Genomic DNA, 14,384 nt, shown 5'->3' with positions numbered 1-14,384 from the left:
GGCGCTCGTAAACTCGCTTATTTCTCTTTGTAGCGTACTGTGTACATCGCTTACGGCACAACTTTATTGTCGGAGCTTTCAAGTCAGCATCTTGTACCATACGTTTCCGCAGGACAGGATTTGAACCTGTATTCACCAATTTTATATGCTGTTGCTGACTTATTCGCGGCTCATTTTTTGCACAGTGCTTACCCTGTAGGGCAGCTTCCTGCGTCCCTAAATAATGCTGTCAGAGCCGAAAATAATTTATTTATAAATGTGCTGTAAGCGATGTGAAATCATCATTTCTGATAAGGTTGAGCGCGTGAAACAAGCGCCAACGTGGAAGGGTGCAGCGTCACGCTGCCAAGACACTGTATGAATAATCCATTTTCATTAAACATCTGCTGTCAGTGTCTTAAAACTCGTCGCTTTGGGAGTTGAACCCGTTCTGGAACGAACTGCCATAATTGCTGGAAGCGGCGAAAAATCAGCCTTTTACTACTCCGACGGTAAATAACTTCTTTACAGGTTCAGTAAGATCCTGCTGATTAGCCATTACGTCGTTGATATCCTTGTAGGCGAAACGTGCTTCTTCAGCAACATCGCCCTTATTATTCTTAGCAAGAACTACTTTCTTCTCCTTTAAGTCCACCATTACTGACTCTACAGAGAAAGTGTCCTTTGCTGCTGTTCTTGAGTAAGCTCTGCCTGCTCCGTGAGATGAGGACATGAAGCTGTCGGGATTGCCCTTGCCGCGAACTATATAGCTGTATGAACCCATAGCTCCCGGGATAATGCCCATTTCGCCTTCACCTGCACGGATAGCACCCTTACGGTGTACCCATACATTCTTACCGAAGTGATTCTCAAGAGCCGCATAGTTGTGATGACAGTTTATCTCGTCAGAGAAAACAGGTACAATGCCTGTGTGCTTCTCGATATGCTTTGTGAAGATATCCTTCACCTTACCGAGCATTATTGCACGGTTTTCGTAGGCAAAGTCCATACATAACTGCATCCATGCAAGGTAACGCTGTCCCTCATCGGTATCAACAGGCAGGAACGGTAAATTCCATTCATTGGGTACCTGTGAGAACCATCTGTCGTTCAGTTCATGTGCTATCTTATTGAAGTACTGTCCGACGATATTTCCGAAATGACGGCTGCCCGAATGGAGCATTATACCGCACATTCCGTCGTCGTCCTGCTGTATTTCTATAAAATGATTGCCTCCTCCAAGTGTACCAGCCTGATAGTATCCCTCCTCTATCTGAGGGATAAGCTCATTATCGGCTTCGTAGCGGCCCATTTCAGCCTTTGCGCGGTCAAGCACCTTAGAAGCCTGCATTGTCTTGTAATGTGCAAAGCCTGTCGGGATATTTCTCAGAATATCGCCGCAGATAGTCTGTACAAGGTTGCCGCTGCCTGTTATTGTCTCACGGAGAAGCGATACAGGGATATCGGTCTGAACATACGCCATACCGCAGCCTATATCGACTCCTACCGCATTCGGGATAACAACGTCCTCACAGGCAATGACTCCGCCTATTGGCATACCCTTGCCTGCATGAGTGTCGGGCATAAGTGCTATCCACTTGTATGCGAAGGGAAGCTTCGCAAGGTGCTCCGCCTGTTCGATACATTTTGTGCCGACAGCTTCCATATCTGTCTGCCATATCTTTATGGGGAGCATATTCTGATTCTTTTCATAATGTACGAACATTTCTTTCACTTCTCTTTCCTTTAGCTTGACTTTAGTATATCACATGAAATGGAAATAATCATATAAAAAAATCTGCGAACACTCATATGTCACTTGAAAATAACAGATTTTTCTGATAATATATTAATAAAGAAAGGAGTGTAGCTGTAATGGCTGGATTTTCGGAGCTTATAAAGAATTTCAGTAAAACAAGAGAATATGTTCGTGATTTCTTCGTTTACGGCTGTAAGGTCAGAAGTGATTTCGACAAAAAGAGCGTCCGCACCTACGATGACGAAAAACGCCGCGTAGAGAGCTGGATGCAGGATTATATGCGCTATGACGACTCTGTTCACGGCAGAAGTGTTTCCATATCCGTAGACAGCTGTCATATCTCTGAAAATCCGCTATATAACGCATATTACTCCAAGAGCTTTACCGATAACGATATAAAGCTTCATTTTTTTCTTATAGACATTCTATGTGACGGAAAAAGCCGCACTCTCAGGGAGCTTACCGATACTCTCAACAATGAGTATGAGCAGCTTTTTGACGACCAGACAGTCCGCAACAAGCTAAAAGAATATACCGAAGAAGGGATAATCGTTGCAGAAAAGCAGGGCAAAACTATGTATTATTCGCTTTCAGCTGCCTGCACAGATGAATACATAGAGAAATACAAGGGACTTGCTGACGCATTGAAGTTCTTTTCGGAAGCTCCTGATTTCGGCGTTATCGGCAACAGCATAATGAAAGCTGTCGGTATAAAGAACGAGCTTTTCCATATAAAGCATAATTATATGATACACGCCCTTGAAGATATACTTGTTCCCGAAATACTGGCGGCTATTGATGATAAAAGCAGTATCATAATCAGGAAATTTGCGGTAAGAGCTGATGATGAACCTGCGGAGGAGATAATAATACCTATGCAGATACTTGTCTCCGTTCAGACAGGCAGGCGGTATATTGCTGCATATGTGCCGAAAACGCGCAGATTCTCCACATACAGACTTGACAGGATAAAACAGATAAAGAGAAACACTGTCTGCACTGACTACGACAGGCTCAGAGAGCGCTATGATGTGAATATACAGCGCTGTTTCGGAGTTTCCTTCGGTAATCGCCATGAAATAGGCAATGTCGATGCAATAAAGATAACCTTTACTGTTGATGAGAAAAGAGAGCCCTTTATAATCGAGCGTCTTGAACGCGAAAAGCGCTGCGCTGTGCTCGAAAAGGCAGGCGACGGACTTTATACTCTAACCGCCGATGTGTTCGACCCAAATGAGATAATGCACTGGGCTAAGACTTTTATCGGACGAATAGTTTCAATAGACGGCGGCACTCAGAAAGTGCGTGTGCGTTTTTACAGGGATATTTCCAGAATGTACAGAATGTACGGAGGTGGCGAAGATGAACATATTCAGTGAGATATATGGTACATATTTCCGAATAGCGGCTAAGCTGCTCGAAAAAGAAGTCACCGATGAAAAGACTGTACGCGACACTGTGCTTAGTGAAGGCTTTCGTGATTCCATACTTTTCCTGCCTCAGAAGCTTATACCAAGCGATGAGGACTGGGGACTTTTCAGACGGGAAAAGGATAATACTCTCAGGCGAATAACCAAAAAAGCACCTGTGAAGGTGCTTACAAAGCTTCAGAAGATGTGGCTCAAAGCGAAGCTCTCTGATCCGAGGATAAGGCTGTTTATGGACGATGTGACCATAGAGCAGCTAAAAACCGAGCTTGCCGATGTGAAGCCTCTGTACCGCCATGAGCATTTCAGACTTACGGACAGATTTGCCGACCATGATGACTATTCCGATGAAAAATACATTGCTAATTTCCGTGCAGCTCTCGATGCTGTAAAGAACAGGAGGATAGTTGATATACGCTTTAAAACAGGACGCGGTAAGGACGCAAGCGGCAGATTTGTACTGCTGAAAATCGAGTTCTCGCCTAAGAACGGCAAATTCCGTGCATACTGCTATCTGCTAAGAAATGATATGATACGCAGCAGCGGTCTTATAAATATAGGACGTATAGGCAGCATAACCGATACAGGACGAGTATTCCGAACACCTGTCTCCGTTGATGACTATTTCAGAAGCCGCAAATGCAAAGAGCCTGCTGTTATAAGAGTGACAAACGAGCGAAATGGTGTTGAGCGCTTTATGCTTGAATTTGCTTCTTTTGAAAAGCATACCGTGCGAGATCTCGAAAAGAACGAGTATACTGTGGAACTTTGGTACGACGAACAGGACGAAACAGAAGTGCTCATAATGCTGCTCAGCTTCGGACCTGTTATTGAGATACTCGGTCCTGACAGCCTGCGCTCACAGGCTAAGGAACGTCTTGAACGGCAGTATAAGCTGCTTTACGGTAATAATGGATAGTAACCATACTATCTATATTCACAGAGCTCACCAAGACAGACTGTGAAAAGACCTTATAGCGTCAACATGAGGGCATTGTCATAGTCAAGCCCCATTAAAATTTGATAATCTCAATTTTCCTTAAGAGGGCTGAGAAAGATTTGCAAACTGCATTTTCTCAGCTGCCACTTAAGGTTTTTTATACCTTTCACCGATAAACAGATCAGTTGTTTCAAATGGACTCTTTTGACAGAATAATGGTTCATGTGATATCAGGAACACATTTCTGCTTGACTCCTTTTGCTTATTTTATCATAGTTCTCCACATTATGTATAGAATAAGAAGCAAACTTACAAAGTAAAAAATTCATCTTGACTTGTATTTTCTATTGTGATATACTAAAAAAATACTTTTTCTGACAGAAAAAGCAAGGAAATCAAGAAAGAGAGGGATATTATGTCAGCTATAATCGAAATCAAAAACGTAAGCAAAGAGTTCAAGGTGCTCAACAGACACGAAGGACTTAAAGGCAGTCTTAAAGATCTGTTTTCAAGGGATTACAAGACCGTCCGAGCAGTAGACAACATCTCAATGACCATTGAGCAGGGTGAGATAGTGGGTTATCTCGGACCAAACGGTGCGGGAAAGTCCACAACTATCAAAATGATGACAGGCGTTCTCGAACCTACCTCGGGCGAAATACTTGTAGGCGGTAATGTCCCTTATAATAACCGCTCAAAAAACGCTCAGGAAATAGGCGTAGTATTCGGTCAGCGCTCTCAGCTATGGTGGGCTCTCCCTCTTGTGGAATCATTCAAGCTCCTGAAAGATATCTACCGCATACCCGACGAAAAATACGAAAGCATACTCAAACTATATCGTTCGCTGGTCGATATCGAGCCTCTGCTCCACAAGCCTGTCCGTCAGATGTCTCTTGGACAGCGTACTCTCAGCGATATACTTGCAGCTTTTCTCCACGATCCGAAGATAGTATTTCTTGATGAGCCTACGATCGGTCTCGATGTATCAATGAAAGCAAAGATACGTACTCTTATCCACGCTCTGAACAAGGAGAAAAACACCACCGTTATCCTGACAACTCACGATATGGGCGATGTTGACGCCCTCTGCAAGAGAATAGTTATCATCGACAAGGGTAAAATGCTCTACGATAACGATATCGAGCACCTGAAAGGCTTCTTCGGTTCATACCGTACACTAAAGCTCCGCATAGACGGCGACCTTAAAGAACAGGCTGAACACATACAAAAGGAGCTTCCCGAATTCTCCGTATCTGCTGATGACGAGTGGATATCAGTACTCGTTGACGAAGAAAAGGCAAAAGTTATAGACGTTCTCGGAAAGCTTCAGCACTCCTATAATATAAAGGATATGCAGCTTGAAGAGATATCCACCGAGGAGGTCATCAAAAAGATATATGAGGAGGGAGTACAATGAAGCTGAAAAAGTACCTCTCCCTCACCCGTGCAGGCATTATAGAGGCCTTGCAGTTCCGACTTTCATTCGTGGTAATGGTGATCGGAAATCTTCTTTACCTCATAGTGGTATACTTCCTGTGGGACGCTATTTACGAATCTGCAGGCACAGACGTAGTAAACGGCATGACATTTTCGGATACTCTTATTTACCTTGTTCTGGCAACTGCCCTCTTCAATTTTATGGAGATGTACGCTGTCTGGGAAATAGGTAGGAGCATCCAGTCGGGCAAGATAGTTCTTGACCTTTTAAAGCCTATGGAATACCGGAAGTATCTGTTCTGGTCGTTTTCGGGTTCGTTCATTACAAAGTTCCTGCTGACATTCCTGCCAACCTTCATAGCCGTGGCTATAGTTACCAACGGAGCTATCCCCCTTGGGATAAATCTGCTGTACTTCATATTTTCCGTTGTCATGGCTATTTCTATCAACTACAGCATTGACTTCATCGTAGGTACGATCTGTCTCTACACCGAGTCCATATGGGGAATAAACATCATGAAGCAGGTCATAGTTCTCCTGCTTTCGGGAGCTACCATTCCCCTTGCATTCTTCCCCGACACACTCAGAACCATAGTGAACTTCCTGCCATTCCAGTCAATATACAACGCACCGCTCACTCTCCTTCTGGACGGTGCTCCAACCGCAGAAACAGTGCTTACAACTCTTGGAACTCAGCTTATCTGGTGCATAGCAATGATGATCGTCAGCAAGCTGTTCTGGAAGGCATCACTGCGTCAGATAACTGTAAACGGAGGCTGATAACTTATGAAAAGAAATGGTTTACGCTTCTACGCTAAGATATACTGCAAGATACTGGCTCAGGATCTGAAAAGCAAAATGAGCTACCGTGCAGACTTCATCATATCCACTATAGGAATGATATTCACAAATGTAGCCGGCTTTATAAGCTTCTGGATATTATTCAGGAACTTCCCTTCCATAAAGGGCTGGAACTACCACGAAATGCTGTTCCTTTACGGCTTTTCACTGATATCCCTTACTCCTGTGCAGTGCTTCTTCGACAACAACTGGAGCCTGAGACAAAATGTCTACACAGGCGACTTCATCAAATACTGCTTCAGACCGATAAATATGTTTTTCTACTATCAGTCGGAGGTCTTCGACATAAAAGGTCTGGGACAGCTTGCATTCGGACTTGTAACGCTTATCTATTCATGGATAAAGCTCGGACTGGGCTTCACGCCGCTTATGCTGCTGAAACTGATCGTGTTCCTCATAACGGCTTCGCTTATAATGATAGCCCTGCAAAACGCTGCGGCAGCGACCTGTTTCTGGATACAGAATTCATTCTACGTGCTCGATTTAGCATACCGATTCAGAGACTACGCTAAGTACCCTATCACAATTTTCAGCAACGTATTCAGATTCATTTTTACATTCCTCATGCCGATAGCCTTTATCGCCTACTATCCCAGCCTTGTTATACTTCGTCCCGAAAAAGTACCCGTACTGTCGTGGCTCTCGCCTGTTATCGGCATCGCATTCTTCTGGCTCAGCTATAAGATATGGATGCACGGTGCCAAAAACTACAGCGGTACCGGTTCATAAATAAGAAAAAGCAGCTGAAAATAACCTTGATACCCATATAGAAATTTTACACTAATTATTGAGAGAACCCCTTTTGAAAAAGGGGCTTCTCTCAAACTCTCTCCCTAAAACTTTCAGTTTTATTTTTTCTCAGATAGGGCACACCCTGCATTACTTGCGGGGCTTTTTTATTTTGGTGTGCCCTATCTGAGAAAAAATCAGCTAAAAAAGTCTTTGGAAAGGGGGTAGGGGGAAAGCCTTCCTTCAGAAAGGTTTCCCCAGATAAATTGTATAAGCTTCTATATTAGTATCGAGGTTATTACAGCTGCTTTTTTTATTGCCAATTTCACATTAAATGAAGATGCTAAGTCGTTACTCAGATTAAATACTCTTGATGCATCTTCTCACCGTCAACGAATGAATACAGCGAACTAACGACAGATGTTATGACAGCAGGCGCCTGTACGCATATTCAAGGAATCCGATGTTCAGTGCAGCGAATAACGTCAGATATACAGGCATTATCCCGATACCGACAGCCTGCTGTAAATGGCCGAATACCATAGGCATAAACGTGCTTCCGATATAAGCCGAAGCCATTTGCAGACCGATAACTGCTGCACTGTTTTGTCTGCCGAAATTCTCGGGAGCCATATGCTGTATCGCAGGATAGACAGGTCCCATGCCGACACCTGTTATCACGAAGCCAACCGCAGCAGGGACATAGCCTTCAAATGGCAGAAATATCAACAATATACCGACGGCTTCAACGGCAACTCCGATGCGTATGAGAAGTCTGTCGTTCAGTTTATTTGAAACGAATGCCGATATAAGTCTGCCAAACATCAGACCGCCAAATATCAGAGAACCGAACGCCGCCGCTGTTTGTGCAGATATCGTCTTTGTTCCGATAAAGTAGCTTGAAGTCCACAGAAAGCAGGTCGCTTCTCCTGCACAGTAGGCGTAAAAAGCTATCAGCGTAGGGATAACACCCTTTATTCTGAGGGCTTCTGTTATGCCTGCGGAATGTTCCTCGCTGTCATCGTCGGCTTCGGCGTTTTTCTTCCACAGAGGAGCTGAAAACAGACAGACGAGCATTATTCCCGACTGTATGTATGCCGTCCAGCGGTAACATTCGTTCCAGTGCGCTTTTGAAAGAGCCAGCGACATGATGTAGGGGCTTATCATTGCACCTACGCCGTAGAAGCAGTGCAGGAAATTCATCACCGCTGATGAATAATGCTTTGCGACGTAGTTGTTGAGTGCCGAATCCACTGAGCCTGCCCCCAGACCGTATGGTACAACAAATAAAAACAGCATAGCATAGGACTTTGACAGCGAAAATCCGATAAGACCTATTACTGTCAGCAATATCGAGCCTGTTACAATGTGGTGTGTACGCAGCTTACGTATCAATGTCGGTGCAAGAAGTGCGGAAATTATGGTCATGAATGATATGGACATGGACACATACCCTGCGTAAGAGGACGGTACGCCGAAGTCCTTCTGCATAGTCGGCCAGCCGGAACCGAGGAGCGAATCGGGAAGTCCGAGACTTATGAACGCTAAATAAATCACTGCAAGAAGCATTGAACCCATATTCGTTACTCTCCTTATTTCACAAGCGCCGCCACTTCCTGCGGTGTTTGCTGATAGCCGTTCTTCGCCCAGTATACGAACAGCTTATACACGCCGCCGATCTTGTAGACGATCTCCCACGGGGAAGCAGTATCGGACAGTCTTGCGAACAATCGCTTGTCAAATTCTTCTTCGAGCAGATACAGCTTGTCCGTTTTCATCAGGATACTCACCACATCCCGATGCTCGTACATATGCTCAAACAGCCATACTATGTAGGGACTCAGGCTTTCTTTTGTAAGCGTGAGATAATTCTCCTCGGTCTGCGAGAGCCAGTCGTCCGTGACGCTTGTGATATAATAGCGCAGAACATCGTCCTTTTCATTGAAATTGCGGTAGAAGGACACTCGTCCTGCCTGCGCTTCTGTGATTATGTCCACAACAGTTATCTCGTGATATTCATGCTTTTTCAGCAGTCTGATGAACGCCCTTGCGATACGGTCCTTGACCGTCAGAGGACGCTTGTTTTTTGTACGTTTCATAAATGATACAAAACCTCCCTAAGTGTACCAAATTGCACGATATTATTGACTTTCGGGCACTTCCATGCTATACTGATGATACAGATGAACCATATATATCATAGCACAATAAAATCCCAAAGTCAATACGCAGGGAGGAATGAAGTTTGGAATACGTATTAAAGACAAAAGAACTTACAAAGGTCTACGGTCAGAAGACTGTGGCAGACAAGATAAGCCTGAATATCCGCAAGGGCGATATTTACGGATTTATCGGAAAAAACGGCGCCGGAAAGACCACGACAATGAAAATGATACTCGGTATGATATTCCCTGACGGCGGTGAGATCGAGCTGTTCGGAAAGCCTATCGACAATATGGGCAGGCGCAGGATCGGCTCACTGATCGAGGCACCTGGACTTTACAAAAACCTTACTGCCTATGAGAATCTTCATCGTTTCTCTCTGCTTTACGGCGGAAACGAAAAGAACATTTCTGAAATTCTGGAAATCGTTAATCTTACGGATACAGGCAAAAAGAAGGCTGGAGAATTCTCTCTCGGTATGCGTCAGCGACTGGGTATCGGGATAGCTCTTCTTGGAAACCCTGATCTTCTTGTACTCGATGAACCGGTCAACGGACTTGATAGTCAATACAAACCTTGCTATGCAGATACTTGATGAAACCGGTGTATCTCCTTACCGTACTTTTGACAGCATAAGCCATTTTGCAGAGTTACTTGCGACTTCAAGGGGCAGGAATTTCTCGCCAAGGATAACTCATCATAATATTACTGAGAATACAGTAATAACCCTTATCGAGCCTCCGTGCGGCAGCAATACGGCTATTATAAAAAGCGGTGACAAATACCTGTTCATTGATACAGGCTACGCTTGTTATAAAGAAGAAATGCTGTCGGTTTTCAGAAACATTATCCCTGAACTTGACAGCATTAAAAAGAAATGCTTTATAACTCATGCGGACGTTGACCACTGCGGACTGCTGCCGATTTTCGATACTGTGTATGCAAGCGCTAAAACAGCGGAGTGTCTCCGGCTTGAAAGTAACAACGAGGACGGATTCCGTGAGATGAATCCACTGCACAAGCCGTATGTACGAATTTGCAAAGTCCTTACTTCATATACTGCTGTGTCAGCTGAAAAACTGAGCGTTGTAGGAGATAAAAAAGAAATAAGTCAGCTTATAGAACAGACCGGTTTCATTGATTTCGGAGAACTGCATTTTGAGCTGTTTGAGGGTAAAGGCGGACATCTTGCCGGAGAATCTGTTCTTATTGACTACGATCACCATATTGCTTTTACAGGTGATATTTTCGTAAATATGAAAGAAATGACCGCTCAGCAGGCACAGTACAACCGATATGCACCAATACTTATGACGTCAGTAGATACCGACAAGGAGCTTTGCACTGCTGAGAGAACAGCACTTTTTCAACGTCTCGGTATAGGGAAATGGCAGATATTCGGCGGACATGGCGGCATGAAGTCATATACCATTGCTCCAACTGAGATATAGTTATCCAAGACGAGGATTTGACGAATAAACTTTTAGAAATACTTGAAGAAGATAGCTTGATGGCAGAATTTATTTTTATATAATCAAACGCTTTTTAGAAATTATTTTTTCCATTTTTGAGCGTTTCCCTCTTGACAAGAGATGCAACTTGTGATATAATGCAAATCGTAACAGAAAAGCTGTGACGAAGAATAGTCAGGGCGAAAGCATTTCAGAGAACTGATGGTTGGTGCGAATCAGTAATGCCTGTAACCTTTACTTCTCCCTTCTGAGCTGGAACTCCCAAAGGTTCAAACACCCAGTAGACGGTTCCCGTGAATGCTGCGTTAGTGCATAGAAGTTGATAGACTTCGAAGAGGTGGCGGATTTTTATATCCGCAATTTGAGTGGTACCGCGAGTATTGTATAATACCCGTCTCAAAGCAATCTTACGCTTTGGGACGGGTTTTGTTTTTATCGTTCCAAGCAAAGGAAGGTGAAAAATGCTATCACTATTGATGTACCAATTAAATCTTGAAGAATAGATGCGCAGGATTTTTGTCGTGAGACAAGGCAGAAAGCCGCCGCCTTGCTGACGCAAGGCAAGGATTTCTAACGCAGTATCACGGCAAAAAGACAAGCAGATATCTTCAAGAGATAGTTGGGACATCAATAATATCCTGACATCTATGTTATAAACAGAATTTGCGGCGTTAATGAATTTTAGTACTTAAGGCAACACCGCACAAAGACCGCCTGACGTCTTTGTACTGAATCTGCTTGGATATTTTCCGTCATCTTGCACAGAAATCCCTTGACATACGTCAGTATGCCTGCGGAATTTCTATACAATCTGACGAAAAATCTCACGGCGCATATTCAGCACAATCTTTGTGCGGTATTGCCTTAAAAATATGTAAAGGAATGATAAAAATGAAGATTGGTTTTTCTACTCTTTCTTGCCCCGATTGGGCATGGTCAGACATTTATTCACTGGCAAAGGATTTTAAATTCGACGGCATCGAGATAAGAGGTCTCGGCAATGAGATATTCTCTGTCAAGGCACAACCGTTTACAGAAGGACAGCTGCCTAATACCATTGCCAAGCTGCAGTCGCTGGGACTTGAAATACCATGCCTTTCGTCAGGAGCCTGCCTTAAATTCAAGGACAAATATCAGGAAGCTGAGGACGAGATAAAAGCATATGCTCAGCTTGCAAACAAGCTTGGTGCTTCATATATAAGGGTGCTCGGAGACCTTGAGCCTGCTCCGGGAGGCGAAGTCGATGACGACTATATAGTGGAAGCTCTGAAGAAACTTGTACCTATCGCTGAGGAGTACAATGTTACTCTTCTCGTTGAGACAAACGGCGTTTATTCAGATACTGCAAGACTTGCAAAGGTGCTGGAAGGTGTTAAGAGCCGCAAGGTAGCAGCACTGTGGGATATGCACCACCCCTACCGCTATAATAATGAATCTCCCGAGACTACAGTTGCGAATCTCAGCGAATTCATCAAGTACATACAAGTCAAGGACTCTGTTATGGGTGCTGACGGAAAAGTACAGTACCGTATCATGGGCACGGGCGATATCCCTGTAAAGGAGATGATAGCCGCTCTCGACACTATCAACTACACAGGCTATATCACCCTTGAATGGGTAAAGCGCTGGGCTCCCGACCTCAGCGACGCAGGTATAGTAATACCTCAGTTCGCTGAGTATATGACACCATACAGAAAGTCACACAAGCACCCTCTCCAGACGAATATGCGTGGTGACGGACAGTACCCATGGCCGAAGGAGCGTATACTCAACTATACATTCCCTGATATACTTGACCGTATCTGTGAGCAGTTCCCGAACCAGTATGCGTTCCGCTATACCGAGCTTGACTACACAAGAACATATCCGGAGTTCCGCGACGACGTTGATACCTTTGCGCGTTCGCTCCTTGCAATGGGCGTAAAGAAGGGCGACCACGTTGCTATCTGGGCTACAAATGTACCCCAGTGGTATATCACTTTCTGGGCTACCACAAAGATCGGTGCTGTTCTTGTTACAATGAATACAGAGTACCGTATTCATGAGGCTGAGTACCTGCTGAAACAGTCGGATACGAATACTCTCGTTATGATAGACGGTATCAAGAACATTAATTACGTTGACATCATCAAGGGGCTCTGTCCCGAGCTTGAAAACTGCGAGGCAGGCAAGCTCAATTCCGCAAAGCTTCCTTACCTCAGGAACGTTATCACAGTTGACTCTGAGAATAAGGGCTGCTTTACATGGGAGCAGGCTATGGAGCTTTCAAAGAACGTTCCCTACAGCGAAGTCGAGCGAGTTAGAAAGACTATCGATATCCACGATGTTGCAAATATGCAGTACACTTCCGGAACAACAGGCTTCCCGAAGGGCGTAATGCTCACACATTATAACGTAGTCAACAACGGCAAGGCTATCGGAGATTGTATGGATCTCTCCACAGCCGACCGCATGATGATACAGGTGCCGATGTTCCACTGCTTCGGCATGGTCCTCGCTATGACTGCTTCCATGACACACGGCACAACTATGTCTCCTATAACACGTTTCTCACCGAGAAAGGGACTGGCCTGCATAAACAAGGAGAAGATAACCTGTTTCCACGGTGTACCGACCATGTTTATCGCTATGCTGGGACACGAGGACTTTGAAAAGACTGATTTCTCACACATGAGAACAGGTATCATGGCAGGTTCACCCTGTCCTATCAAGACAATGGAGGAAGTTGTCGAGAAGATGCACATGAGCGAGATATGCATCACTTACGGACAAACCGAGGCTTCTCCCGCAACAACTATGAGCAAGACTACCGACTCACTGGAACAGCGCGTAAATACAGTCGGCGGACCTATCTTCGGCGTTGAGTGCCGTATAGTTGATCCCGAGACTAATCAGGAAGTTCCTGACGACGTTGACGGCGAGTTCGTAGCAAGAGGCTACAATATAATGAAGGGCTACTACAAGATGCCCGAGGCAACAGCAGCAGCTATCGACTCCGAGGGCTGGCTCCACACAGGAGACCTTGCAAGGCGCCGTTCAGAGGATGGTTACTTCAAGATAACAGGTCGTATCAAGGATATGATAATCCGCGGCGGAGAGAACATCTACCCCAAAGAGATAGAGGACTTCCTCTACACATATCCGAAGATCAAGGACGTACAGGTAATAGGTGTTCCCGATGAGGACTACGGCGAGGAGATAATGGCTTGTATCGTACTCAAGGAAGGCGAGACAGCTACAGACCAGGAGATAAAGGATTTCTGCCTTGCAAGAATGGCAAAGCACAAGTGCCCGAGATACATTGATTTCGTAGACGGGTTCCCCATGAATGCCGCAGGAAAGATACTCAAATACAAGATGAGAGAGCAGGCTGTAGAAAAGTTGAAGCTTCATAAGGCGGACAGTATTGTTACGGCATAAACAATACCATTATTATCGATACAATAAAACAGGATCAGCTCCCGAGAGGGAGCTGATTAATTTAATAGCTGGGCGTTCCATTATATAATCATACTGATGAGTATTTGGTGCGTTGAATACGTTTCTGCACTTATACTCACTTTAGAACAGTTCACTTAACTTTTTTCTACAAGCTTCATCATTCGTTTTCAACCAAT

Annotated in this window: 11 protein-coding genes and 1 other annotated feature; of the genes, 8 read left to right on the top strand and 3 right to left on the bottom strand. The window is 44.5% G+C overall.

Features of this window, described 5'->3' with window-relative positions:
* Positions 1-469 precede the first annotated feature (469 nt).
* Positions 470-1,705, bottom strand: a complete 1,236-nt coding sequence (locus BUB28_RS02315) for an RtcB family protein (RefSeq protein WP_072948299.1) — start codon at positions 1,703-1,705, stop codon at positions 470-472.
* A gap of 149 nt (positions 1,706-1,854) precedes the next feature.
* Here BUB28_RS02315 and BUB28_RS02310 point away from each other — a divergent pair, with 149 nt between their 5' ends.
* From BUB28_RS02310 to BUB28_RS02290, 5 genes are all read left to right on the top strand, one after another.
* The gene (locus BUB28_RS02310) at positions 1,855-3,117 is read left to right on the top strand and encodes a helix-turn-helix transcriptional regulator (protein WP_072948297.1); all 1,263 of its coding nucleotides are present in this window, start codon (positions 1,855-1,857) and stop codon (positions 3,115-3,117) included.
* Complete coding sequence (locus BUB28_RS02305; RefSeq protein WP_072948296.1) at positions 3,101-4,084, top strand: WYL domain-containing protein; 984 nt, start codon at positions 3,101-3,103, stop codon at positions 4,082-4,084. Before BUB28_RS02310 ends, BUB28_RS02305 begins: the two co-directional genes overlap by 17 nt.
* 436 nt (positions 4,085-4,520) lie before the next feature.
* Positions 4,521-5,522: an ABC transporter ATP-binding protein gene (locus BUB28_RS02300; RefSeq protein WP_081373347.1), complete on the top strand. Its 1,002-nt coding sequence runs from the start codon at positions 4,521-4,523 to the stop codon at positions 5,520-5,522.
* On the top strand, positions 5,519-6,322 hold the full coding sequence (locus BUB28_RS02295) for an ABC transporter permease (RefSeq protein WP_072948294.1): 804 nt from the start codon (positions 5,519-5,521) through the stop codon (positions 6,320-6,322). The genes BUB28_RS02300 and BUB28_RS02295 overlap by 4 nt, the downstream gene beginning before the upstream one ends.
* A 6-nt stretch (positions 6,323-6,328) precedes the next feature.
* On the top strand, positions 6,329-7,132 hold the full coding sequence (locus BUB28_RS02290; protein WP_072948292.1) for an ABC transporter permease: 804 nt from the start codon (positions 6,329-6,331) through the stop codon (positions 7,130-7,132).
* Positions 7,133-7,555: 423 nt separating this feature from the next.
* Here the strand turns inward: BUB28_RS02290 and BUB28_RS02285 are convergent, their stop codons facing one another.
* Positions 7,556-8,710 (bottom strand): MFS transporter, encoded by a 1,155-nt coding sequence (locus tag BUB28_RS02285; RefSeq protein WP_072948290.1) that lies wholly within the window; start codon positions 8,708-8,710, stop codon positions 7,556-7,558.
* A gap of 14 nt (positions 8,711-8,724) precedes the next feature.
* Positions 8,725-9,231 carry a TetR/AcrR family transcriptional regulator gene (locus BUB28_RS02280; protein WP_072948289.1) on the bottom strand — a complete coding sequence of 169 codons (507 nt, stop codon included), beginning with the start codon at positions 9,229-9,231 and terminating at the stop codon, positions 8,725-8,727.
* Between the two features lie 146 nt (positions 9,232-9,377).
* Here BUB28_RS02280 and BUB28_RS02275 point away from each other — a divergent pair, with 146 nt between their 5' ends.
* The 3 genes from BUB28_RS02275 to BUB28_RS02260 all read left to right on the top strand — a co-directional run bounded on the left by BUB28_RS02275 (position 9,378) and on the right by BUB28_RS02260 (position 14,187).
* Positions 9,378-9,890 carry an ATP-binding cassette domain-containing protein gene (locus BUB28_RS02275; RefSeq protein ID WP_072948287.1) on the top strand — a complete coding sequence of 171 codons (513 nt, stop codon included), beginning with the start codon at positions 9,378-9,380 and terminating at the stop codon, positions 9,888-9,890.
* A complete protein-coding gene (locus BUB28_RS02270; protein WP_207647071.1) occupies positions 9,835-10,746 on the top strand; it encodes an MBL fold metallo-hydrolase in 912 nt (303 codons plus the stop codon). Before BUB28_RS02275 ends, BUB28_RS02270 begins: the two co-directional genes overlap by 56 nt.
* 172 nt (positions 10,747-10,918) lie before the next feature.
* Positions 10,919-11,169 (top strand) — a binding site (T-box leader).
* A 489-nt stretch (positions 11,170-11,658) separates the two neighbouring features.
* On the top strand, positions 11,659-14,187 hold the full coding sequence (locus BUB28_RS02260) for an AMP-binding protein (RefSeq protein WP_072948283.1): 2,529 nt from the start codon (positions 11,659-11,661) through the stop codon (positions 14,185-14,187).
* Positions 14,188-14,384 lie beyond the last annotated feature (197 nt).

Origin of the sequence: Ruminococcus flavefaciens (genome assembly GCF_900143025.1) — a bacterium.
Lineage (GTDB): Bacteria > Bacillota > Clostridia > Oscillospirales > Ruminococcaceae > Ruminococcus > Ruminococcus flavefaciens_I.
Note: the sequence above shows the minus strand (reverse complement) of the source record. Positions and strands in the feature narration are given on the sequence as shown.